This window comes from Vibrio sp. B1Z05, from assembly GCF_052955985.1.
Genome location: NZ_CP130463.1, coordinates 2,264,997 through 2,289,902, shown reverse-complemented (window position 1 = coordinate 2,289,902; position 24,906 = coordinate 2,264,997). Strand labels below are relative to the sequence as shown.

Below are 24,906 nucleotides of genomic sequence, written 5' to 3'. Positions count from 1 at the left end.
AAGGGAAATAAACAATGACAATCGAAATTAATGTACCTGACATTGGTGCTGATGAGGTTGAAGTAACTGAGATTCTAGTTAACGTTGGTGACAAGGTTGAGGAAGAACAGTCACTAATCACTGTTGAGGGCGACAAGGCTTCAATGGAAGTTCCTGCGTCTCAGGCGGGTATTGTTAAAGAAATCAAAGTAGCTGAAGGTGATTCAGTTTCTACAGGTTCTTTAATTATGATTTTTGAAGAAGAGTCTGGTGCTGCTGCAGCACCAGTTGCTCCAGCAGTTGAAGCGGCTCCAGTAGCTGCTCCTGCGGGCGCTTCTGAACTAAAAGAAGTTCACGTTCCAGATATCGGTGGCGACGAAGTAGAAGTTACTGAAATCATGGTTGCGGTTGGCGATACAGTAGAAGAAGAGCAATCACTTCTTACTGTTGAAGGCGACAAAGCTTCTATGGAAGTACCGGCTCCATTTGCAGGTACAGTTAAAGAAATCAAAGTAGCATCTGGCGACGCTGTTTCTACTGGTTCTCTTATCATGGTATTTGAAACTGGCGCTAGCGCTCCAGCAGCTCCTGTTGCTGCAGCACCTGCGGCCGCGCCTGTTGCGACTGCTTCTGCAGTACAAGACGTTAATGTACCTGATATCGGCGGTGACGAAGTTGAAGTGACTGAAATCATGGTTGCGGTTGGCGACACAGTAGAAGAAGAGCAATCTCTAATTACTGTTGAAGGTGACAAGGCTTCTATGGAAGTACCTGCACCATTTGCTGGCACAGTGAAAGAAATCAAAGTTGCTGAAGGCGATTCAGTTTCTACTGGTTCTTTAATCATGGTATTTGAAACAGCAGGCGGCGCAGTTGTTGCAGCTCCTGTTGCTCAAGCAGCGGCACCAGCAGCAGCTCCTGCTCCAGCGCCAGCTGCGGCACCTAAAGCGGCAGCCGCTCCACAAGCTAACGATTTCCAAGAAAATCATGAGTACACTCATGCTTCTCCAGTGGTTCGTCGTCTTGCTCGTGAATTTGGTGTTAACCTTTCTAAAGTTAAAGGTACTGGCCGTAAGAACCGCATCCTAAAAGAAGACGTACAGTCTTTCGTTAAAGATGCGCTTAAACGTCTTGAGTCTGGTGCAGCAGCATCTGGCAAAGGCGACGGCAGTGCACTTGGCCTACTACCTTGGCCGAAAGTGGACTTTAGCAAATTTGGTGACACAGAAGTTAAGAAGCTTTCTAAGATTAAGAAAATTTCTGGCGCTAACCTGCACCGTAACTGGGTAATGATCCCGCACGTTACACAGTGGGATAATGCTGATATCACTGAGCTTGAGAAGTTCCGTAAAGAGCAGAACGCATTTGAAGCCAAGAAAGATTCTGGCATCAAGATCACACCTCTAGTGTTTATCTTGAAAGCAGTAGCGAAAGCACTTGAAGAGTTCCCATCGTTTAACTCATCTCTTTCTGAAGACGGCGAAAGCATCATTCTGAAGAAATACGTAAACGTAGGTATTGCGGTAGATACGCCAAATGGCCTAGTGGTTCCTGTCTTTAAAGACGTGAACAAGAAAGGCATTTACGAGCTATCAGCAGAACTTGCAGCGATTTCTAAGAAAGCTCGTGCAGGTAAACTGACTGCAGGTGATATGCAAGGTGGCTGTTTCACTATCTCTAGCCTAGGTGGCATTGGTGGTACAGCATTTACGCCTATCGTAAATGCTCCTGAAGTCGGTATCCTTGGTGTGTCTAAGTCTGAGATTAAGCCAGTATGGAATGGCAGCGAGTTTACTCCTCGTCTAATGCTTCCACTGTCTCTATCTTATGATCACCGTGTGATTGATGGTGCAGAAGGTGCTCGTTTCATTACCTTCTTGAACCAGTGCATGAGCGATATTCGTCGCCTTGTAATGTAATCATAGAGAGCAGCTCACAAGAGCTGCTCTTTCTCACTCACAGTAAAGGGTATCCCCTTATTTTATGTGAGTGATTTTTATCGAAATTTTTTAACAAAATTCGGCGAAATCTAAGATAATAGACGTCGAATTGTTGTATAGCTCACAGCCTAAATGGAATTAGTTTTCTCTTAGTTTACAAATTTGTAAACTGGAGTGACGCAAAATCCAATTAGCCTGTTAGGGATAATGACTACAAGAGGTCAAAATGAGCAAAGAAATTAAAGCCCAAGTTGTAGTACTTGGTTCAGGTCCTGCTGGATACTCTGCTGCTTTCCGTTGTGCAGATTTAGGTCTTGAAACGGTACTGGTTGAACGCTATAGCACCCTAGGTGGTGTTTGTCTAAACGTGGGTTGTATCCCATCGAAAGCACTTCTTCACGTATCTAAAGTAATTGAAGAAGCAAAAGCAATGGCTGAGCACGGTGTTGTATTTGGTGAACCAACTACAGACATCAGCAAAATCCGTATCTGGAAAGAAAAAGTTGTTGATCAGCTAACTGGCGGCCTTAACGGCATGGCTAAAATGCGTAAAGTAACAGTAGTGAATGGTTACGGTAAATTTACTGGCCCTAACACTATTCAAGTTGAAGGCGAAGAGTCGACAACAGTGACTTTTGATAACGCAATCATTGCGGCGGGTTCTCGCCCAATCAAACTGCCATTCATTCCACATGAAGACCCACGTATTTGGGATTCTACGGATGCACTTGAGCTTAAAGAAGTCCCTGAGAAACTGCTTATCATGGGCGGCGGTATCATCGGTCTAGAAATGGGTACGGTTTACCACTCTCTAGGTTCTAAAGTTGAAGTTGTAGAGATGTTTGACCAAGTTATCCCAGCGGCGGATAAAGACATCGTTAAAGTCTTCACTAAGCGCATTAAAAACAAGTTCAAGCTAATGCTTGAAACTAAAGTAACTGCGGTTGAAGCGAAAGAAGACGGTATCTACGTTTCAATGGAAGGCAAAAAAGCACCAGCAGAAGCTGAGCGTTACGATGCGGTTCTTGTGGCTATCGGTCGTGTACCAAACGGCGCACTAATCGATGCTGAAAAAGCGGGTATTGAAGTGGATGAGCGTGGTTTCATCAACGTTGATAAGCAAATGCGTACTAACGTACCGCACATTCACGCTATTGGTGATGTGGTTGGTCAACCTATGCTTGCGCACAAAGGTGTGCATGAAGGTCACGTAGCGGCAGAGGTTATCTCTGGTAAGAAACACTACTTTGACCCTAAAGTGATTCCTTCAATTGCTTACACTGAGCCAGAAGTGGCATGGGTAGGTAAGACTGAGAAAGAAGCAAAAGCTGAAGGCATTAACTACGAAGTTTCTACTTTCCCTTGGGCTGCTTCTGGTCGTGCAATCGCATCAGATTGTGCTGACGGTATGACTAAGATGATCTTTGATAAAGATACTCATCGCGTAATCGGTGGTGCTATTGTCGGTACTAACGGTGGTGAACTTCTTGGTGAAATCGGTCTAGCTATCGAGATGGGTTGTGATGCGGAAGATATCGCATTGACTATCCATGCTCACCCAACACTACACGAATCTGTAGGCTTGGCTGCTGAAGTATTTGAAGGTTCTATTACTGACCTTCCAAACAAAAAAGCAGTTAAAAAGAAGTAATTGATTAACTTCTGAAAATTAAGATTCACTATAAAACCCAGCGCTTTCGCTGGGTTTTGTTTTTCTGTTTGAAAATTTGTTTGTTACAATGCTCGCCTATTTTAAGCTCAACGGATTTTCACAATTAGAAAGGCAAATATTAGCCAAATTTGTAGGCTTATAGCTATAGTTGATGCGAGTCTAGTTAACGAGAGAACTGTATGAAACATACCGTAGAAGTGATGATCTCTGAACAAGAGGTTCAGGAACGAGTGCAACAACTTGGCGCTCAAATTAATGAGCACTATAAAGACAGCAACGAATTAGTTTTAGTAGGGCTTCTACGTGGTTCATTTGTCTTTATGGCGGATTTATCTCGCGCTGTCACTGTGAACCATAGCGTAGATTTTATGACAGCTTCTAGCTATGGCAATAGCATGGAAAGTTCTCGTGACGTACGTATCCTTAAAGATCTCGATGACGATATTAAGGGCAAAGATGTTTTGCTAGTAGAAGACATCATTGATACTGGCAATACGCTAAGTAAAGTGTGCGAAATTTTGTCGATTCGTGAGCCAAACTCTATTCAAATCGCGACGTTATTAGATAAACCTTCTCGACGTGAAGTGCATGTTGATGTGAAGTGGATTGGTTTTGAAATTCCGGACGAATTTGTAGTAGGTGTTGGCATCGATTACGCACAAAAATACCGTAATCTTCCGTACATCGGTAAAGTTATCCCGTTATAAAAACAGAGATTAAAAGCTAGGTTATTGACTTGGTTATCGAATGGGATCGAAACAAATACTCGACATGAATCATGCGAGTATTTGTTCTTTAAAACGCTAGAACTTAATCTTGGCCTAATATTTTTGCCATCGCTTTCGGGAAGTTTTCCTCTAAGCTTTCATGGCTAGAACAGCGCACACCAAGATCTTCCAGTTTGCCATCACTGATACCGTAAACAACGCCATGAATTTCAACTTCCTGTCCTCGCTCCCATGCCGATTGCATGATGGTTGAGTTGGCTAAGTTGTACACTTGCCCAGCCACGTTGATTTCGCATAATTTGTCAGTTCGGACTTCTGGAGGCAGTTGGTCGAGCATATCGCGATGCTTTAGGTATAGGTCGCGAATGTGCAGTAACCAGTTGTTAATTAAACCCAGTTTAGGGTTTTCAATTGAAGCGTTTACACCGCCACAGCCATAGTGACCACAGATAATAATGTGTTTTACTTTGAGAACATCTACCGCATATTGCACTACAGATAAGCAATTTAAATCCGTGTGTATTACTTGGTTAGCTACGTTGCGGTGAACAAACAGTTCTCCTGAGAATAGACCGGTAAGACGCTCTGCCGGAACTCGGCTGTCAGAGCAACCAATCCATAGAAAATCGGGGCTTTGTCCTTGTGCTAGAGTAGAAAAATACTCAGGTTGATCGTCTTTAAGTGTTTGTGACCATTTAGAATTGTTTTCAAACAAAAGTTTAATTTCTGGCATGTTAAGTCCTTTTTTGTATATTCAGTTACTATACCTAAAATATTGCCAAATCAAATCGGATTTGTGACAAATAACCATTGAGAAATTCAAATCATATGTATGCATTAGAAATAGATAATCTACGTAAAACTTACAAAGGTGGCTTTGAAGCACTAAAGGGAGTCTCTCTTCGTGTGCAGCAAGGTGATTTTTATGCTCTGCTTGGGCCAAATGGCGCAGGTAAGTCTACGACAATTGGTATTATTTCATCACTGGTGAATAAAACATCAGGGGATGTCTCGGTATTTGGTCATAATTTAAGTCAAGATTTAGAGTTAGCTAAGCAGTATTTAGGGTTAGTTCCGCAAGAATTTAATTTCAACATGTTTGAGACTGTAGAGCAGATAGTTATGCAGCAAGCAGGCTACTACGGCGTCTCTAGAAGCGAAGCAAAAGAAAGGGCACAGAAGTACCTAACTCAGCTCGATCTATGGGAGAAGCGCCATGAGAGAGCGCGTAGCCTATCTGGCGGCATGAAGCGCAGATTGATGATTGTGCGTGCGTTAATGCATGAACCAAAGCTACTGATCCTTGATGAACCCACTGCTGGAGTTGATATTGAACTGCGACGTTCCATGTGGGAGTTCTTGCAAAAGATTAATAAAGAAGGGATCACCATTATCCTGACGACTCACTATCTTGAAGAAGCTGAAATGCTGTGTCGCAATATTGGCATTATCAATCGCGGTGAGTTGATTGAAGATACCAGTATGAAAAGCCTATTGAATAAACTGCAGGTAGAAACCTTTATTCTCGATCTAGAGGAAGGGGCGCAGCCAGGGACACTAGAAGGTGTCGAGAGTCAAAATCTTGTCAATGGTTCGCTTGAAATAGAATTAAAGAAAGAAGAAGGGCTTAACCATGTATTTTCTCAGTTGAGTGATGCAGGTATCAAAGTACTTTCAATGCGTAATAAGGCTAATCGTTTAGAAGAACTGTTTGTCACTATCGTTCGAGATCAAACTAAGGAACAACAATAATGTACGCGGTATATTGGACTGCATTTAAAAGCTTGCTAAGAAAAGAGATCAATCGATTCACCCGTATTTGGGTGCAAACATTAGTCCCGCCAGCAATTACCATGACTCTCTATTTTATCATTTTCGGCAATCTAATCGGTTCTCGAATTGGTCAAATGAACGGCTTTAGCTACATGGAATATATTGTACCAGGCCTTATTATGATGAGCGTGATTACCAACTCTTATTCTAATGTGGCTTCTTCATTCTTTAGCGCCAAATTCCAAAAAAACATTGAAGAGCTATTGGTAGCCCCTGTACCTACCTATGTCATCATCGCAGGTTTTGTTATGGGCGGCGTAGTGCGAGGCTTGTTGGTGGGCAGTATAGTGACGTTAGTGTCCCTATTTTTTGTTGATCTGAATGTACATCATTGGGGCCTTATCATTGCCACCGTATTTTTGACCTCAGTAGTGTTCTCTCTGGGCGGTTTAATTAATGCGGTTTTTGCCGGTACATTTGATGATATTTCAATTATCCCTACCTTTATATTGACGCCTCTTACCTACCTTGGCGGTGTCTTTTACTCAATTAATCTACTCCCCGATTTTTGGCAAGCAGTCTCAAAGATCAACCCAATAGTATACATGGTAAATGCTTTTCGTTATGGCTTCTTAGGGGTATCTGATGTGGGTATTGTAAGCTCATTTACAGTACTGATTATTTTTGTGGCCGTGCTTTTTGCCATTGCTTATCGATTGGTAGATAAAGGCATTGGCTTAAGAAGCTAACTAAGTAGTAAGTGACCGTAATATAAACAAAAAATGGCAGTATTGACTGCCATTTTTAATGCGGTATTTTTATGAAATATCGATGATTTAAGCTCAATCTTACCTTCCTTATGTAATAACAAAACTCTCAAATGTTGCAATGATCTGCATAGTCTCTTTTAGCTCAATCATTCGCAGCTCTTCAGGAATATTCCTTTCTATATAACGTAAAAATTTCTTGTCATATGTGGCGTAAAATTCCATGTATTCTGCAGCTGATTCTGGGGTAGTTTTTGCGATAACCAGTTGCCCTGAAGTGGGGAGCTTTTTATGGTCAAAATAAAGGTATCCAGCATGGTTGATCCTACCTATTGGTTGGCTTTGCCAAATGGCAAAAATGCTTGGTTTATTACCTGTTGGGCACATAAAGCGCGGCATAGTATCACTTTGTGAAACCTTCAATAACAGATCTTCAATATTTTGCTCAGTAATATCGTTGAGCAAAAGTAACGGCGCACCTGAGCGTCTTTGGTGGTTTATTTCATCGTCATGATTTATTGGACCCTCTCCAGTCAGAAGCCACTCAACACGACATTTTAGATGCTTACTGAGAAGTAATGCACTATCAGCCATGATTGATTTTTCTGGATGTCGCAAAATATTAGTGATTACGACACGACTTACCCCCGACGCTTTTGACAGCGCTAAGTTAGATGGAATGTTTAAATCATGCATTCGTTTTTCAATGTTCTTAGCAAGAACGGATTGTTTAGATTGCATATGTTTTCCTACAAATTTCGAGTGTAGTGTTCAGTACATATCCTCGCGTATTCTATGCCGTTTTCAAATAAAAAATGTGATGTCTAGCATGTTTTTAATAGTGGGGTGTATGGTGAAATTACCACCCATTTTTGGTAATTGGCACTTAAGTTATTGATTAAAAAAGATAATACCATAATTACCAAAAATGGTAAGTATGTATGCAGTTATTGACAGTGAATAATAAATTTAAAGGCATATATTAATCCTCATGGTGAATCGTTCGATAACAAGTGTGTACCGTTCGTTTTCTTTATTGTTTTTGTCTGTGCTCATGTAGAGCGTAGAAAGGTGTAAGAAGATGAGAAAATTAACTTTAGTGGCTGCAGCCGTATCTGCAATTATTTCAACTGGTGTATTGGCAAATGACTCTGTTCAAAGCAATCAGGTTGGGGATCAATCAAGTTCAATCACTGTTTTATCACACAGTAAAAAAATCAACGCTGTACAAACTACTCCACAAGTTAGTACTTATTTGACTGCTACACGAAAATCAAAAATGCAGCAACCGACTCCAGTACCACAAGTTACACCGCAAACTATTGCCCAGACTGCTAATTTACGTTCAGAAAAAAATGAGGATAATATTCAAGCGCATGCAGATATGATTGATCAGAACAATGCGGGTATAAATACAGTTGCAAGTGCGGTTCAAGCGCATGCAGATATGATTGATCAGAACAACGCGGGTATAAATACAGTTGCAAGTGTGGTTCAAGCGCATGCAGGTATGATTGATCAGAACAATGCAGACATTAATACAGTTGCAAGTGCGGTTCAAGCACATGCAGATATGATTGATCAGAACAACGCAGATATAAATACAGTCGCAAGTGCGGTTCAAGCGCATGCAGATATGATTGATCAGAACAATGCAGACATTAATACAGTTGCAAGTGCGGTTCAAGCACATGCAGATATGATTGACCAGAACAACGCAGATATAAATACAGTCGCAAGTGCGGTTCAAGCGCATGCAGATATGATTGATCAGAATAATGCAGATATTTATACAGTCGCAAGTGCGGTTCAAGCACATGCAGATATGATTGATCAGAACAATGCAGATATTTATACAGTCGCAAGTGCGGTTCAAGCGCATGCAGATATGATTGACCAGAATAATGCAGATATACATACAGTCGCAACTACGGTTCAAGCACATGCAGATATGATTGACCAGAACAGCGCAGATATAAATACGGTCGCAACTGCGGTTCAAGCACATGCAGATATGATTGATCAGAACAATGCAGATATAAATACAGTAGCAACTGTAGTCCAATCACATAGTGATATGATTGATCAAAACAGTAATGATATTCAAAAAGTAGCTTCTACAGTTAATGATGATCACCAAACAATGCTACAAAATACAGGTTTAGCACATAATGCAGAAGTTAAAGCTGAAGCAAATGCCCAAACCATCGATGAAACTCAACAAGTTGTTCATCAGAACACTCAAGTAGCTCAAACAGCAAGCGTACGTTCAGTACATAATGCACAAGGTATTATTGGTAATTCACAAGCTATTGTTTCAAATGGACATAGTATAGTAGCCAATACACAAGCTATTGATACTAATACTCAAGGTATAGAAACCAATACACAAGCTATTGATACTAATACTCAAGGTATAGAAACCAATACCAAAGCAATTGATTCAAATACTCAATTAGCTAAAACAGTAGATGCTCGTTCAACAACTAACGCACAACATATTACTGCTAATACCAAAGCAATTGATTCAAACACTCAATTAGCTAAAACAGTAGACGCTCGTTCAACAACTAACGCACAGCATATTACAGCCAATACACAAACTATTACTAGTAACACACACCACATTACTAGCAACACATCACGTATAGATAGCAATGCATACGCTATTGACCAAAATACGCAAAGTATTGAACAAAATAGCCAAGACATTAAAGGCTTACGTGCTGATTTAGAACAACAAGCGAAAATTATGGACGGTGCAATGGCGCAAGGTATTGCAACAAGTTCATTAGTTATGCCTTACAACGTTGGTAAAATTAGTACAACTGTTGCATTAGGTCACTCTGGTGATGCAAATGCGATTGCTGGTGGTGTTGGTATCCGCTTTACTGAAAACTTCACTGCTCGTTCTAACCTTGCATACGATACTGGTTCTGAACAAGTTTCAATCGGTGCTGGTGTTGGCTACGAATGGTAATCAATATTTACCGTCACTTTAGATAAAACAGATGGATAGCTCAGAAGAGCTATCCATCTGTTTTATCTGTATAAAGTATAGTGACAAAGAGCGTTAGGGAGTCCTTTTAATTCTTGTGTTGTCAATCTTATTTATGAAAGCACTGTCTTAAATGTGATGCTTTTCACGGACTGTCGGTGATTATTATTATCTTTGCTTCAAAAAAGTATTTACTCAGCAGTAGCATTATTGATTTAATGGAAATCTATCTATATAAAAAGACAACAACATGACACACACAACTTCTAGCGATGAGTCGGTAGTATCCACTCAAAGCACTCCTTTACAGAAGCTTTCAATTGCAGCCGTTGCGATTATTAGCTTTGTTGCCATTGTATTCCCTAGTTATCTTCCGGTGAATTCAGTCTTACTTTCTATTAGTTTAATGATTGCAATGTGTTTGCTGCGTTTGCCTGTGCCTATAGCATTAATCGCAGGGGCAATTGTTGGTGGTTTACACAGTGGATTAGATGTTCATGAATCGATTGGTGCGATTAATGATAATTTATCTGAAGGCGCGCAAGTCGGGATGACCTACGTAATGATTGGTGCCTTTGCGGTTGCATTAGCACGCAGTGGTCTTTTGGATATGTTGGCGGATAAGATGAGCGGCGCAGTTTCTCGTGGCGTGAAATCAAGCTCGTTAAAGTGGGGACTATTTTCAATATTTATAGTGGCATCTATCATGTCGCAAAACGCAGTTCCGGTTCATATTGCGTTTATTCCCGTCATGATCCCGCCACTTCTTACCGTTTTTAACCACCTTAAAATCGACCGTCGAGCTGTAGCTTGTATCATCGCTTGTTCGATTAGTGTCAGTTATTTATTACTGCCAACAGGTTTTGGTGCGATTTATCTGTTTGAAATTCTGTTACCGAATATCAATTCATCAGGTGCAGACTATGGATTGGTTGTGCAAGCAGGACAAGTACCAAAGGCGATGTTCTTGCCAGTAATGGGTATTGTTGCCGGTATGCTAGTCGCAGTATTCATCACTTACCGAAAACCTCGTGAGTACGATGATGAACTGACTAATAAGATGGTGTTTCGCTCTGAAGCGACAAAACTGAAATTTAAAGAGCTGTTCTTTGTGATTGCCGCTGTTGCGGTCGCTTTGATTTGTCAGATCGAGTTTGATTCTTTGCTATTAGGCGCAATGATAGGTTTTGTCTTATTAAGCTTCTCAGGGATTTTCACTTGGCAACAACAAGATGATGTGTTCACTGAAGGCATGCGTATGATGGTGCAAATTGCCGTTATTATTACTATTGCTTCAGGCTTTGCAGGGGTGTTGAATGCGACCGGTGAGATCCCCTCGCTAGTAGAAGCAACTAGAGCTCTGATTGGTGATAACAAAGCTGTTGGCGCATTATTGATGCTGCTGGTGGGCTTGTTTATTACTATTGGTTTTGGTGATTCTTTTGCCAGTGTGCCTATTCTTGCTCCTATTTACGTACCATTGGCACTATCGTTAGGCTTTTCGCCAGCCGCGACAATTGCTTTATTAGGCGCATCAGCGGCACTTGGTGATGCAGGCTCGCCAGCGTCAACCATCTCTCTTGGCGTGACATCAGGTTTAAATGCCGATGGGCAGCATGACCATATTCGAGATTCGGTGATACCCACCTTCTGCCATGCCAACTTTGGCATGGTGTTATTTGCTTGGATCGCCGCTTTGGTTCTATAGAGAACCTATAAGACGTTAAATAAAACAAGGGCCGCTTCATATGAAGCGGCCCTTGTTTTATATAGCTTTATCGCGTACTTATTTTAGCGTTACAACCACATTATCAATCAGTCGCACTTGACCTAAGAAAGCGGCGATTAAAATGACCGCTTCTTTAGTGTCAGCATTGACCTCGCCAAGGGTGCGAGCATCGCAAATAAACAGCTCATCTGGCTTCATTTGCGCGTCCACAATCGCAGCTTCACCAAATTGGATCGCTGATTTAACGTCTAGTGGGTTAGCCAGTAAATGATCGGCCATTTTGTGCATGGCTTGAGCAAGGCGCGGAGCAATAGCTCGCTCTTGCTCAGTTAGGCGATTATTACGCGAGCTCATCGCCAGACCATTTTCTTCGCGCACGATAGGCACTGGAATAATTTCGATATCCATTGCTAAGTCTTCAACCATTTGGCGAATAACTGCTACTTGTTGGAAATCTTTTTCACCAAAGCAGGCAATGTCAGGCTGAACCAAATTAAATAGCTTGGATACAATCGTGGTTACGCCACGGAAATGCCCCGGACGCGATGCGCCTTCTAGCATGTCGGAAAGTACCGGCACTTCCACAAAGGTGTGCTTATCTAACCCTTGAGGGTAGATGATCTCAGGCGTTGGAGTGAACACCAAGGCTGTGCCTTGTTCTTCCAGTAATGCCAGATCTTGCTGTAGCGTTCTTGGATAGTTTTGCAGATCTTCTGGATTGCCAAACTGCAATGGATTAACAAAGATGCTGACCACAACCACGTCTGCGACTTGCTGCGCTTTGCGTACCAATGTGAGATGACCTTGGTGCAGGTTACCCATGGTTGGAACAAAGCCGATGGTTTTTCCTGCTTGTTTAAACGCACGAATTTGCTGACGAAGTTCAGCAGTGTTATTAACAGTTAACATGTTCAGCTCCTAAGCAATCGTATGATCAGGACCTGGGAAGGCACCCGATTCTACATCGGTAATGTATTTAGTGACTGCTGAACGCATATCGCCAGTTTCTGCTAGGAAGTTTTTAGAGAATTTAGGCATGTAGTTGGCAGCAATACCGAACATGTCATGCATAACCAAAATTTGACCATCGGTTACGTTGCCTGCGCCAATACCGATAACCGGTACATTTAGCGCTTGGGTAATGCGTTCAGCCAATGCCGAAGGAACACACTCAAGTAAAATGATTTGTGCGCCAGCCGCTTGTAGCTCTAGTGCATCTTTAACCATTTGATCCGCTTGTTCTTGATCGCGACCTTGCACTTTAAATCCGCCAAAAATATTGACTGATTGTGGTGTTAACCCTAAGTGAGCACAGACAGGTACAGCGCGCTCAGTCAGCATGCGCACGGTAGGAGCAAGCCAAGAACCACCTTCTAATTTCACCATGTTTGCGCCCGCTTGCATCAGCTTGCCTGCTTCTAAACACGCTTGCTCAGGGGTGGCATAGCTCATGAATGGCATATCAGACATAAGCAAACTATTTGGGCTACCTGCACGTACACAGCGCGTATGGTAAGCAATATCTTCAACAGTAACAGGAAGTGTGTCAGCTTTACCTTGCAGTACCATTCCTAAAGAGTCACCAACGAGGAGTACGGGCATCTCTTGTTGTTCAAATAGTTGAGCAAAACTTGCATCATAAGCCGTTGAAGAAGCAAATTTACGCCCTTCTTCTTTTAGCTTCATTAGCGTATTAATGGTTACTTTTTTCATTTCTATGCCTTTTTCTGGAAGTTGGGGCTTAGCCCCACACTTGCAAACCGTTTCTATCGACTGATTCTACGAGTTTGTTGAGTGCACTTCCGTCTGGAAGTATTAAGTTTGATTCTATTTCTTGCAGAGGATAAAGAACGAATTCTCTAACCTTCATACCATAGTGAGGTACGACTAAGCGAGGGAGGTCAATGACTTCATCACCGTAGAGGATAATATCGAGGTCGAGTGTTCTCGGTCCCCAACGTTCTTCTTTGCGCACGCGCCCTTGTTCGTTTTCAATCTTTTGTGTGTTATCCAAAAGTTCGATAGGGGATAAGTCAGTTTCAATCTTAACTACCGCATTAATGTAGTCAGGTTGATTCTGAGGCCCCATAGGCGTGCTGCTGTACAGTGATGATGCTTTTATCACGCGGCTGTTAGGCAGTGACTCCAAGCTCTTAATCGCTTGTTGAGCTTGTGCTATTGGGTCACCTAGGTTGCTGCCTACGGCAATATACGCAGTAATCATTAACTGGATTTCTTTGGTTTTTTCTTAGCAGGACGGCGGCGGCGACCACTGCCAGAGCGGTTACCTGAAGCGCCAAGATCTGTCACCATAGCTTGGCGCATGTTGCGACCTGAATGTTGGAACGTATGCCACCATTGCGCCAGTTTTTGAGTGTCGCCTTGTTCTACTTGACCGCGCATCTCTAAGAAGTCAAATCCAGCTCTAAACTTGTTTAATTCAAGTAGGCGGAAAGCGCGTTTACCTGAGCGTCTTTCAAGGCGAGACTGTAATTGCCACACTTCTCTGATGGTGGCGGTATGACGACGTGGAATAGCGGTACTACGAACTTGTTCATCAAGAATGTAGTTGCCTGCGGTCATCATGGCATCGTAATGGCTCATGCCTTGCTGATTTATCAATCGTTCAGCGTAGGCTTCGACTGGATACCACAACATAGCGGCAAACATAAAGGCAGGGTTAACTCGCTTGCCTTCAGCAATGCGCTGATCGGTTGACTCTAAAACCAAATCAATCATTTGTTCCGTTTTAGAGTTTTCTTCTTCGGTAAACAGTTCAGCCACTTGCGGGAATAAATGCTCAAATAGACCAAATTCACGCAATAAATCGTAAGTGTCTAGCCCATGGCCTGATTGCAGAAGTTTTAGCGATTCTTCGTACAAACGTGCCGCAGGAATGCCTTGCAGTAAAGGCGATAAGTAGTTGATTGGGTCAGCGGTTTCAAAGCTGATGTCCATGTCCAATTTTGAGGCGAATCTTACCGCGCGAAGCATGCGCACTGGGTCTTCGCGATAGCGAACCTCAGCATCACCAATTAAACGCACCATGCCTTCATTGAGGTCACGCATGCCGTTGGCATAGTCATGGATAGAAAAGTCTGCGATGTTGTAATACATGGCATTGATAGTGAAATCACGGCGTTCTGCATCTTCATCAATAGAGCCATATACATTGTCACGCAATAACATCCCTTCTTCTGATTGAACGGAAGTTTGCTTTTCGGGTTGTTGGTGATGGCCTCTAAAGGTGGCGACTTCAATAATATCGCGACCAAAGATGATGTGAGCAAGTCGAAAACGTCGTCCGATTAAGCGGCAGTTACGAAACAGTAGCTTAATCTGCTCTGGGGTAGCATTAGTGGCAATATCGAAATCTTTTGGTATTTTTCCAAGAAGAAGATCACGAACACCGCCCCCTACTAAAAATGCATCGTATCCAGCTTTTTGTAATCGATACAATACCTTGAGTGCATTCTCACTGATATGCTCTCTAGAAATATTGTGCTGGTCTCTTGGGTAAACGTTAAGGTCTATTTTCCCAACTGAGTTAGTGGTATCGAAATCAGATGTCATCGAGTTTGTCAGTTTCTTTTTTAGTAGGAACAAGAAGGCAATACATCATATTGCACTCCATAAGAATTTGGTTTGAATGAGCTTCAAATCCGCGCATATAATAGCCTAGCTGATGCGATTTGAGAACAAGGTTGTGACTTGAGTCTCTTTTGGCAGTTGCTCAAGATGCCAATGTTTTACTCCCCAAGCAAGAATTTCATCAATATCTGCTGTTTCTATTTGTTTTGGCAACGTAAAACCAAGAAAGCGCATCGCGCAAATTAAGGTAGGGATTGGGTTAGATAAGCTAATCCCTTGGGCGTGGTTTTGTTTAGATAATTTAGCGCCGTTTGCGGTCACTGCTAATGGCAGATGTAAATACTGCACAGGCTTAGCATCCAGTAATTGATAAAGACTGATTTGTCGCCCGGTTGGTTCAATCAAGTCAGCGCCGCGCACCACTTGTGTTACGCCTTGGTCGATATCATCAATCACCACTGCCAGATTATAGGCAAATAGCCCATCACGACGTTTGATAATGAAATCTTCTGCGGCAATTGCGGTTGGAATATCGATTTTACCTTGTTTTAGGTCGACAAATTCAGTGACCGGAGCGTCTATTTTGATGCGGATAGAACAGTTGTCTGCGGTGAGGCTTTTATCTCGGCACTGCCCTTGATAGTAGTTACCGGCGGCTTTAATTTGTTTGCGGGTGCATTGGCAGTAGTAGGCTTGCTGTTTGCTGAGCCATTGCTCAATTTGCTGTTGATACAATGAGTGTCTGTGACTTTGATAGACAACCTCACCATCCCAATATAAATGATAGGCTTCCAATGTTTCTAGGATGAGTTTAGCTGCGCCCGGCATTTCTCTAGGAGGGTCAAGGTCTTCCATGCGCACCAGCCAGTCACCGCCTTGAGATTTGGCTTGAAAGTAACTGCCTAATGCCGCTACCAAAGAACCAAAATGCAGTGGGCCTGAAGGGGAGGGTGCAAATCGTCCAACGTATTTCATACAAACTTTTTACCGCAAAAAGGGAGCCAAGGCTCCCTTTGTACCAATCGTAGCAACTAACTTATCATCCTAGCGGGTTAAAAGGCTATGTCTGATGCTGTCATTACCGTGATTGGCATTAGTTTAAAACTGTAATGCTCAATTAGCCTTGCATTTGCTTTTCTTTTAGCTCAGCAAGGGTCTTACAATCGATACATAGATCCGCTGTTGGGCGAGCTTCAAGGCGACGAATGCCAATCTCAACACCACATGAATCACAGAAGCCGAATTCGTCTTCTTTAATCTTGTTCAGCGTTTTCTCAATTTTTTTGATCAAACGACGCTCACGGTCACGGTTACGTAACTCTAAGCTGAATTCTTCTTCCTGTGATGCACGGTCAACAGGATCAGGGAAGTTAGCTGCTTCGTCTTGCATGTGTACAACGGTACGTTCTACATCAGTACGCAATTGGTCGCGCCAAGCTCCTAAAATTTTTGTAAAGTGAGCCATTTGTTCTGGTGACATGTACTCTTCACCAGCAATTTCTTTGTACGGCTCGACGCCTGCTATGGCTAGAATGCCTAGCGCTTTTTTCTTAGATTCTGGCATACCGCATCTCCTAGTAACCTTATCGAACCACAAGTGGTCTAATTTTAAGGCGGGTATCTATAGCAAAAAGTCTCTGACTAAGCAATAAAGTCTGTAAGTTACATGTTTAAATATACGTATAAATGTGAACAGTTCGTCACTTTAACTCCCAAGATACGGTAAGTTACGTGAGATTTGCACACATTCAACGGACAGGTCTGCTTTGTAACAAATTACTTCTACACCGGCCTGTTGAGCTTGTTTTAGTAAAACTGAATATTGGCCATCTATATGGAGTGCCGGTGACACTTTTTCAATGCCTGAATGCAAAACAATGAATAAAAGTACCGCTCTTTTTCCCGATTGTTGAACTTCTATCAATTCTCGGAGGTGTTTTTGGCCGCGAGTAGTGACAGCATCAGGGAACTGCCCAAGTTGTTGTTGTTCGTCAGAAAGTAAAGTCACACTTTTGACTTCCACGTAGCAATCCGCTTTGTTTTCGTCACGCAATAGGATATCAATACGGCTATTTTCAGAACCGTATTTTTGTTCAGTTTTGAGAACTGAATAGCCTGACAGCTCACAAATAACCCCATTGTTAATCGCTTCAACAGCTAAAGCATTAGCACGGATAGTATTTACGCAGATGCGATGGCCGGCTTTGGTTTCGCTGAGTTCCCAGCTATTAGGGTATTTACGTTTAGGATTATCCGAGGTAGAGAACCACACTTTACTGCCAGGCTCAGCGCACCCGGTCATAGCGCCGGTATTGGCGCAGTGGATGGTGATTTCAGAACCATCATCTAAGGTGAGGTCTGCAAGAAAACGCTTATAGCGTTTGATCAAAGTTCCGCTTTGTAAGGGAGGATAAAATTCCATTTCTAAATCATTTGGGTAGAATTAAAGAAAGGACACATCATGGCATAGGCCCATCTCTTGACTCAAGTACTATCCAATCTGCCCATTAACGCTATCTTAGATGACATCATTGCCTCTTTGCAGCAGCATTCACAGCTGATTATTCAAGCGCCACCGGGGGCGGGTAAATCAACCTTTTTACCATTGCAGTTGCTGTTAAACGCCAGTTGCAGTGGCAAAATCATCATGCTTGAACCAAGGCGATTAGCGGCAAAAAGTATCGCAAGCTTTATTGCCAAGCAATTGGCAGAACCGGTAGGTCAAAGGGTCGGATATCGGGTGCGTGGTGAGAGCAAGTGCAGCAATGCCACTCGGCTAGAGATCGTCACGGAAGGCGTATTAACCCGCATGATCCAGTCAGATCCCGAATTAACTGGGGTTGATATGCTCCTTTTTGATGAATTTCACGAAAGAAGCATTCATGCCGATTTGGGATTAGCGTTAGCGCTAGAAGTTCAGCAAGTGTTCAACGAACAACTCAAAATCGTGGTGATGTCGGCGACGCTGGATCAATCCAGCTTACACTCGATTATCCCTGATGCCGCGCTGCATACCTCTGAGGGGCGAGGCTTTCCGATAGAACAGCGCTACGCCCCAGCCAAAGCCAATCAAAATATTATCGGGTTAATTTGTCAGCAAACCCTGAAAGCATTGCATGAAGAGCAAGGCTCTATTTTGGTGTTTTTACCCAGCATAGGTTTGATCAATGCGTGTTTAGAGGCGTTAACTGATGAGTGTTCTGGTAATGAACAGGTCAAAATTATGGCATTGCATGGCGGTTTAGATTTTTCTGCTCAGCAGCAAGCGATTCAAGCAAGCCCGCAAGGGCAAAGAAAAGTGGTCTTAACCACTAACATTGCAGAAACCTCGTTAACCATTGAAGGCGTAAGAATTGTCATCGACAGTGGCTTAGAAAATCGTGCCAGTTTCGATTTAAATAGCGGCGTTACTCGCCTTGAACAAAAGTGGGTATCGCAGTCATCGGCGGTGCAAAGAGCGGGGCGTGCGGGGCGTACAGAGCCCGGTATTTGCATTCGTCTTTATTCTGAATCTCAGTTTAAACAAAACCCGTCACACACAGTTCCTGAAATTATGCGCAGTGATCTTTCCTCTTTGATGCTAGAGGCGGCGCAGTGGGGGAGCTGTGATGTAAGCAGTATGCAGTTTGTGCAGCAACCGCCGGCAGCGGCAGTGAGTGTGGCGTGCGCGCTATTGCAGAGTTTAACCTTGCTTACTCCTGACTTCACCCTGACTCAGCAAGGCAAGCGAGCACTACAATTGGGCTTAGAACCTCGCCTTAGCGCTATGTTATTAAGAGTGCCAAGTGAATTATTTGATACGGCATTAGCCTGTGCCGTAGTGCTCGAAGAGCCGATGCGCAATAGCGATGACATTGGCTTTCAAGTGGCGCTGTTTGTGGAGCGTAAACACCCCAAGCAGGGCCTATTAAAAAGGCGAGCGGATACTTTAGCTAAACGCATGCACAGCTCTTTTACTTTGTCAGCGGTGAAAAGTGCGCAAATAGGTGTCTGTTTAAGTTTGGCGTACCCAGACCGAATCGCTAAGCAACGCAGTGCCAATGGCTCTCAATATCAGTTAACCTCTGGGCATGGCGCATTTGTCGATGACAACAGTCGTTTATCAGGTGATGAGTATCTAGTGGCGGCTTTGCTACAAAAAGGGCGACAATCGTCCAGTCGAATACTGGCTGGCGCACATGTGAGTCGCGCTGAACTTGAAGCATTGCATATCTTTGAGCAGAAAAAGGTGTTGCAATGGAGTGATGAAAAGCAATCTCTAATTGCTGAGCAGCAACTTAGCTTGGGGCAATTAGTGGTGCAAAGAAAGCCGATGGCGACAGCGGATCTTTCCCCTGAACTGTTGGCAAGTGGCATGCTCGATTACGTGGCAAAGAAAGGTTTATCCGTTTTGCCGTGGAGCAAAGAGTCGATACTGCTGCGTAGTCGAGTCAACTGTGCCAAGCAATGGTTACCTGAGATGTCATGGCCTGATTGGAGTGACGCTGGGCTACTTAATTCGTTAGCACAATGGTTGTTGCCTTACCTTAGCGGTATTCGCTCAGTTAAGGGCTTACAGGCATTGAATATGTTGGATATTCTCAATGCCACATTGGGTTGGCCATTGAATCAAAAGATAGATACATTGTTGCCCAGAAGCATAAAAGTACCTTCTGGCTCAACAAAAACACTGCAATACAGTGCAGATCAACCGCCCAAATTATCGGTTAAACTGCAAGAAATGTTTGGTGAGCCACAATCACCGACCGTAGCGGAAGGGAGAGTGAAGGTAACTCTTGAGTTATTGTCACCGGCGCAAAGACCACTGCAAGTGACTCAAGATCTTGCGGGCTTTTGGCAAGGAGCATACAAAGAGGTGCAAAAGGAAATGAAGGGTCGCTACCCTAAACATCCTTGGCCTGATGATCCTGCGTCACACCAAGCCACCAGTAAAACCAAACGTCATTTAAAATAGAAATGGAATCATAGCGTGCCAGAAAAACGGACTCCGCCAAAAACTCGTCAAACTAAAAAAACAGTGGCTAAGAAAAAGCCGCTGAAAAAATCCGTCTCCTCAAAACGTGCGGCAAAACCGAAACATTCTCGATCGTGGAAGAAAACGTTATGGGGCATAACATGGAAATCCAGCTTGGCGGGATTTGCGGTATTGGCGTTTGTGATGGTGTATTTAAACACGATTGTCGAGCGACGCTTTGAAGGGCAGTTATTTGATTTGCCTACCGTAGTGTATGCACGAATCTTAAACCTTACTCCCGACGCTAAAATCACCCATTCTCAGATGCTAAAAGAGCTCGATGTTCTGCATTATCGTAAGGTTCGCTCACCTAAGTTTCCTGGGGAATACTCGGCTTCTAGCACTAAAATTGAGCTGATCCGTCGTCCATTTGAATTCCAAGATGGGCCAGAGCCAGAGCGCCATGTCATGTTGTACTTCAACAACACTGGCGTGACAAAAATTGAATCTTTGGAGAAAAAGGGTCAATTAGGCTTTTTGCGTTTAGAGCCGAAGATGCTTGGCATGCTAGAGAAAAACGTCACCGAACAAAGACTGTTTGTCAAAAGGCAAGATTATCCAGAGTTTTTGGTGGATGCGTTGGTGACCACCGAAGATCGTGATTTTTATCATCATGATGGCGTTTCTCCTACCGCAATTGCCCGCGCATTTATAGTGAACTTAAAAGCGGGTCGAGCAGTGCAAGGGGGCAGCACCTTAACTCAACAATTGAGTAAAAACCTCTTTTTAACCAGAGAGAAAACCCTGTGGCGTAAAGTTCGAGAAGCCTTGATTGCGATCATCATTGATCATCGCTACGACAAAGATCGAATTTTAGAAGCCTACCTTAATGAAGTTTATCTAGGGCAAAGCGCAGGTCAGGCTATTCATGGCTTTGGCTTAGCAGCGCGTTTTTACTTTGGGCAACCGATTCAAGAGTTACGTATTGATCAAATGGCAATGCTGGTGGGCTTAGTAAAAGGGCCGTCGTATTACAACCCAATACGTCATCCGCAACGAGCAAAACAGCGTCGCGATCTGATTTTGAAGCTTTTGTTTGAGCAAAGCTATCTTAACGCTGAGCAGTATCAACAAGCGATCAGCCGTGATTTGGATCTGCAAAAAACGCCGCGTATCGCCAGCCGCCAGCCAGCCTATTTCCAGCAATTAAAAAATGAATTGCAAAAAAATGTAGGCAGTGATTTTGAGCAACATATGGGATTGCGTCTATTTACTACTTTAGATCCTGTATCTCAGTCGATGCTGGAAAAAGCAGTGCGAGAAACCTTACCTAGACTAGAGAAAGGCAAACCTTCGCAACTGGAAGCGGCCGCGATAGCGGTAGATAGAAAAACCGGTGAAATCCGCGCTATGGTTGGAGGCAGGCGAACCGGTTATGACGGTTTTAATCGGGTATTAAATGCTTCACGTCAAATCGGTTCTTTGGTTAAGCCTGCCATCTATTTAGATGCTTTAATGCAGCCGGATAAGTATCAACTAGCCACCACCTTAATTGATGAGCCTATCTCATTAAAAGGCAATAAAGGCAGCACTTGGACACCGAGAAACTTCGATAGAAAATTCAGAGGTAAAGTGCCGTTTTATCGCTCTTTAGCACATTCACTAAATGTACCTACGGTGCGATTAGGGATGAGCTTAGGCATTAAAAATGTGCAACACACTATTGAAAAACTGGGCGTTGATGAAGGTGAGATTCGACCATTGCCATCTATGTTTTTAGGTGCATTTACCTTAACGCCATATCAAGTGGCACAGATGTATCAATCGCTGACTAACTCAGGTAAAAAAGTGCCGTTAACGGCGCTGCGAGTAGTGAAAAACCAAGATGATGAAGTGCTGTATCAATCATTGCCTCGCGCTCGACAAGTGGTGCCAGAGCAGGCCGCTTGGCTGGCAACCTATGCAATGAAAAAAGTAATCAGCGAAGGTTCTGGTCGTTATCTAACCAATCATTTTTCTCGCTTTGCTTTAGCTGGCAAAACCGGTACCAGTAATGATGGTCGTGACAGTTGGTTTGTCGGCGTAGACGGACGAGAAGTGGTGACTCTATGGGTGGGCAGAGATGATAACAAAGAAGCGCATTTAACCGGTTCATCTGGCGCATTGCGAGTTTACGATGATTACTTGAAGCAACGTGAACCAGAAGTGCTTAGCCTGCCTTGGCCTGAAGGTATTCGTACTTTAGGTTATCGTAAACTTGAGGATGGCAGCCTTACTGTGGACTGTAATAGTCAATTTAAATTACCGGTCTGGGATGCCAGCGGTGAAGCTTTAAGTGAGTGTGAATCTAATGCAAAGCCTTGGTTTAAAAAAATATTACCTTGGTAGTGGCAATGAAAAGTCGAAAAGTATGTTAGATTTGTAGATATTCTCGTAAATGGATTTATAGGATTTTCAATTGCAGCGTAATGCATTATTGGTTGGCATAATTGTATTCTTCACATTTGCAGTTAGTGCTAGCCCCGCTTCGGCGACAGAGTTCAATCAAGCTACGTCTAAATCGCGACCAACGATTGGACTGGTATTGGCAGGGGGCGGAGCAAAAGGCGCCGCTCATATTGGTGTCTTAAAAGCCTTAGAAGAAATGCGAGTTCCAGTGGATATTATTACTGGTACTAGCATGGGGTCGTACGTTGGCGGGTTATACGCTACGGGACAAAGTGCTGATCAAATTCAATCTTACTTAACCTCGATAGATTGGAATTTAGGTTATCGCGATCAAGTGGATCGCGCTGACCGACGTATTCGCGATAAGGCCTATGACGACCAATACCAAATCAATGCCGATTTAGGCATAGGTTGGGGAAAGATAAAAACCCCCAAAGGCGTAGTGCAAGGGCAAGGAATGCTGCGCATTTTACGTGAAACCTCTCGTTCTCCTCTCAAAGTAGACAGTTTTGATGAGTTTGCTATTCGCTATCGTGCGGTGGCGACAGATATCGTTAATCTTAAACAAGTGGTGTTAGATAAAGGCTACTTAGTCGATGCCATGATGGCATCCATGTCGGTGCCGGGTGCATTGCCACCTTATGAGCTTGATGGTCAATTTTTAGTTGATGGTGGCGTGGTGAATAACATGCCCGTTGATTTAGCCCAGAAAATGGGTGCGGATTACATCATTGCGGTCGATATCTCTTCTGATTATAAAACCAAAGAACAACTGGCGAGTTTCCTCGATGTTGGCGGGCAGCTTTCGAATTATTTGGTCAAACGCGGCACTATCGATCAAGGCAAATTGCTTTCAGATAAAGATGTACTGTTAACTCCTGAGATAGGAGAAATAGGCACGACGGATTTCAGTGCCATGCCTGAAGCCTATCAACGTGGCTACGAAGATGCGATGAAGCATAAGGCCGAGCTGCGAAAATTTGCTTTATCAGAAGAAGATTACGCCGCTTACAAGCAACAAAAAGAGCGCAAGGCGCAGCAAATCATATTTGGTGATGATGTGCCGATTGATAAGATTGAAATGGTGAACCAAACCCATTTCAATTCAGAAGTGCTGTATAACCGCCTTGCTATCGACCCTGAACATCCCCCTACATCTGAAGATATTGAAGATGCGGTTTCACGCCTGTATGCGTTAGATCGCTTTGAAAAAATCACCTATAAATACGAACAGCAAGATTTAGAAAATACCTTAGTGATCGATGTCGATGAAAAAGATTGGGGTCCTAACTACTTAAACTTTCGTTTCTTCCTAGAAGATGATTTTACAACCACTAGTCAATATGCCATTGGCGCTTCTGCCAACTTTACCGACCTTGGTTGGGAAGGGGGCGAGATGAGAACCAGTGCTGAGTTGGGTACCGACAAGTTAATTGCCGCCGATCTATATACGCCTTTCTTTTCCAATCAGGTGCTATACAACACCGTATTGGTTCAATATTCTGACGAAAACCGCAACGTGGCTATTGCCAATGTGCAAGGTGGTGAGATCACCGATTTATCAGAAGTCACTAACTATATCCCTGTGACTTACTCTGAATTTAAAGCCGATGCCAGCATTGGTTTGCAGCCAGCGTTATGGAACCAGTTATCAGTCGGGCTACGTTATACAACTGGCAGAGCGAAACTGTCGACCTTCTCATCCGCCGGAGATATTTCATACGATCGTAAAGGTGTTTATGTACAGTATGTCGCAGACACCTTAGATAACTCCAGTTTGCCGACCACAGGCTCTTACTTATTTATGGAGTACTTAACCTCATTTGATAAGGTTGATAATGAGGATTCAAGTTACGATGAAGAGCGAGTGGATGAATATAAGGTTCGCTGGCTATCGGCGGTCACTTTCCATCAAAAGCACACCTTTGTTGGTAATGCTGAATTAGGTTTGTTTGATTCGGTTAATAATGTCGCGCCCATTGACCCATATGATCTTGGTGGCTTCCAACACCTATCTGGTATTCCACGCAATAGCTTGATAGGCCAAAACAAAGCATTTGCCATGCTCGTGTACCGTTATCGCTGGTTTGAAAATGACTTTGGCATGTTCCAGTCACCTATTTATGTGGGTTTATCTGCGGAATATGGCGGAGTCTGGTCAGGTTCAAAACACAGTATTAAGAATGCGCCGTTATTTGTCGCAGGCTCGGCTTATATTGGTATTGATTCTCCGATCGGCCCGGTGTTGTTGGGGTACGGTCAGACAGAAGACGGCATGGGCGCCGCTTATCTTTCGATAGGTAATGCTTATAAGTAATACCAGTGAC

19 protein-coding genes are annotated in these 24,906 nt (G+C 43.3%); 10 read left to right on the top strand and 9 right to left on the bottom strand.

The genetic code is table 11. The features are described 5' to 3' along the window. The first annotated feature begins 14 nt into the window (after positions 1-14). The 3 genes from aceF (at position 15) to hpt (ending at position 4,298) form a co-directional block, all read left to right on the top strand. Positions 15-1,898, top strand: a complete 1,884-nt coding sequence (aceF, locus tag QV280_RS10355; protein WP_152819464.1) for a pyruvate dehydrogenase complex dihydrolipoyllysine-residue acetyltransferase — start codon at positions 15-17, stop codon at positions 1,896-1,898. A 247-nt stretch (positions 1,899-2,145) separates the two neighbouring features. Further along, entirely contained in the window at positions 2,146-3,570 is a 1,425-nt protein-coding gene (gene lpdA / locus QV280_RS10350; RefSeq protein ID WP_023405431.1) for a dihydrolipoyl dehydrogenase, read from the top strand. A 200-nt stretch (positions 3,571-3,770) separates the two neighbouring features. Then, the gene (hpt, locus tag QV280_RS10345) at positions 3,771-4,298 is read left to right on the top strand and encodes a hypoxanthine phosphoribosyltransferase (RefSeq protein WP_023405432.1); all 528 of its coding nucleotides are present in this window, start codon (positions 3,771-3,773) and stop codon (positions 4,296-4,298) included. A 103-nt stretch (positions 4,299-4,401) separates the two neighbouring features. On the opposite strand, the gene can is transcribed toward hpt, so the two are convergent. Continuing rightward, positions 4,402-5,052, bottom strand: coding sequence for a carbonate dehydratase (gene can / locus QV280_RS10340; protein ID WP_152819465.1), 651 nt, complete (start codon positions 5,050-5,052; stop codon positions 4,402-4,404). Between the two features lie 95 nt (positions 5,053-5,147). Between can and QV280_RS10335 the strand changes: the two genes are divergently transcribed. After that, complete coding sequence (locus tag QV280_RS10335) at positions 5,148-6,071, top strand: ABC transporter ATP-binding protein (RefSeq protein WP_152819466.1); 924 nt, start codon at positions 5,148-5,150, stop codon at positions 6,069-6,071. Beyond that, complete coding sequence (locus tag QV280_RS10330) at positions 6,071-6,841, top strand: ABC transporter permease (RefSeq protein WP_119006001.1); 771 nt, start codon at positions 6,071-6,073, stop codon at positions 6,839-6,841. Before QV280_RS10335 ends, QV280_RS10330 begins: the two co-directional genes overlap by 1 nt. Positions 6,842-6,949: 108 nt before the next feature. On the opposite strand, the gene QV280_RS10325 is transcribed toward QV280_RS10330, so the two are convergent. Continuing rightward, a complete protein-coding gene (locus tag QV280_RS10325) occupies positions 6,950-7,600 on the bottom strand; it encodes a hypothetical protein (RefSeq protein ID WP_152819467.1) in 651 nt (216 codons plus the stop codon). A 340-nt stretch (positions 7,601-7,940) separates the two neighbouring features. Here QV280_RS10325 and QV280_RS10320 point away from each other — a divergent pair, with 340 nt between their 5' ends. Both QV280_RS10320 and QV280_RS10315 read left to right on the top strand, forming a co-directional pair. Next, positions 7,941-9,839, top strand: a complete 1,899-nt coding sequence (locus tag QV280_RS10320) for a YadA-like family protein (RefSeq protein ID WP_152819468.1) — start codon at positions 7,941-7,943, stop codon at positions 9,837-9,839. A gap of 268 nt (positions 9,840-10,107) precedes the next feature. After that, positions 10,108-11,565 carry a Na+/H+ antiporter family protein gene (locus tag QV280_RS10315; RefSeq protein ID WP_152819469.1) on the top strand — a complete coding sequence of 486 codons (1,458 nt, stop codon included), beginning with the start codon at positions 10,108-10,110 and terminating at the stop codon, positions 11,563-11,565. Positions 11,566-11,643: 78 nt separating this feature from the next. Here the strand turns inward: QV280_RS10315 and panC are convergent, their stop codons facing one another. From panC to sfsA, 7 genes are all read right to left on the bottom strand, one after another. Then, positions 11,644-12,495 carry a pantoate--beta-alanine ligase gene (gene panC, locus QV280_RS10310; protein WP_152819470.1) on the bottom strand — a complete coding sequence of 284 codons (852 nt, stop codon included), beginning with the start codon at positions 12,493-12,495 and terminating at the stop codon, positions 11,644-11,646. A gap of 9 nt (positions 12,496-12,504) precedes the next feature. After that, on the bottom strand, positions 12,505-13,299 hold the full coding sequence (panB, locus tag QV280_RS10305; RefSeq protein ID WP_021712227.1) for a 3-methyl-2-oxobutanoate hydroxymethyltransferase: 795 nt from the start codon (positions 13,297-13,299) through the stop codon (positions 12,505-12,507). 28 nt (positions 13,300-13,327) lie between these two features. Continuing rightward, the gene (gene folK, locus QV280_RS10300) at positions 13,328-13,810 is read right to left on the bottom strand and encodes a 2-amino-4-hydroxy-6-hydroxymethyldihydropteridine diphosphokinase (protein WP_021712226.1); all 483 of its coding nucleotides are present in this window, start codon (positions 13,808-13,810) and stop codon (positions 13,328-13,330) included. Beyond that, a complete protein-coding gene (gene pcnB / locus QV280_RS10295) occupies positions 13,810-15,159 on the bottom strand; it encodes a polynucleotide adenylyltransferase PcnB (RefSeq protein ID WP_152819471.1) in 1,350 nt (449 codons plus the stop codon). The genes folK and pcnB overlap by 1 nt, the downstream gene beginning before the upstream one ends. Before the next feature lie 105 nt (positions 15,160-15,264). Then, positions 15,265-16,152: a tRNA glutamyl-Q(34) synthetase GluQRS gene (gene gluQRS / locus QV280_RS10290; RefSeq protein ID WP_152819472.1), complete on the bottom strand. Its 888-nt coding sequence runs from the start codon at positions 16,150-16,152 to the stop codon at positions 15,265-15,267. Positions 16,153-16,294: 142 nt separating this feature from the next. Then, the gene (gene dksA, locus QV280_RS10285) at positions 16,295-16,741 is read right to left on the bottom strand and encodes an RNA polymerase-binding protein DksA (RefSeq protein WP_021712223.1); all 447 of its coding nucleotides are present in this window, start codon (positions 16,739-16,741) and stop codon (positions 16,295-16,297) included. A 141-nt stretch (positions 16,742-16,882) separates the two neighbouring features. Next, the gene (gene sfsA, locus QV280_RS10280) at positions 16,883-17,599 is read right to left on the bottom strand and encodes a DNA/RNA nuclease SfsA (protein ID WP_152819473.1); all 717 of its coding nucleotides are present in this window, start codon (positions 17,597-17,599) and stop codon (positions 16,883-16,885) included. A gap of 57 nt (positions 17,600-17,656) precedes the next feature. On the opposite strand from sfsA, the gene hrpB reads away from it, so the two are divergent. The 3 genes from hrpB to QV280_RS10265 all read left to right on the top strand — a co-directional run bounded on the left by hrpB (position 17,657) and on the right by QV280_RS10265 (position 24,896). After that, positions 17,657-20,131, top strand: a complete 2,475-nt coding sequence (gene hrpB / locus QV280_RS10275; RefSeq protein ID WP_152819474.1) for an ATP-dependent helicase HrpB — start codon at positions 17,657-17,659, stop codon at positions 20,129-20,131. A gap of 15 nt (positions 20,132-20,146) precedes the next feature. Beyond that, entirely contained in the window at positions 20,147-22,519 is a 2,373-nt protein-coding gene (gene mrcB, locus QV280_RS10270) for a penicillin-binding protein 1B (protein ID WP_367869513.1), read from the top strand. 70 nt (positions 22,520-22,589) lie between these two features. Next, positions 22,590-24,896, top strand: a complete 2,307-nt coding sequence (locus QV280_RS10265) for a patatin-like phospholipase family protein (RefSeq protein ID WP_152819475.1) — start codon at positions 22,590-22,592, stop codon at positions 24,894-24,896. Positions 24,897-24,906 lie beyond the last annotated feature (10 nt).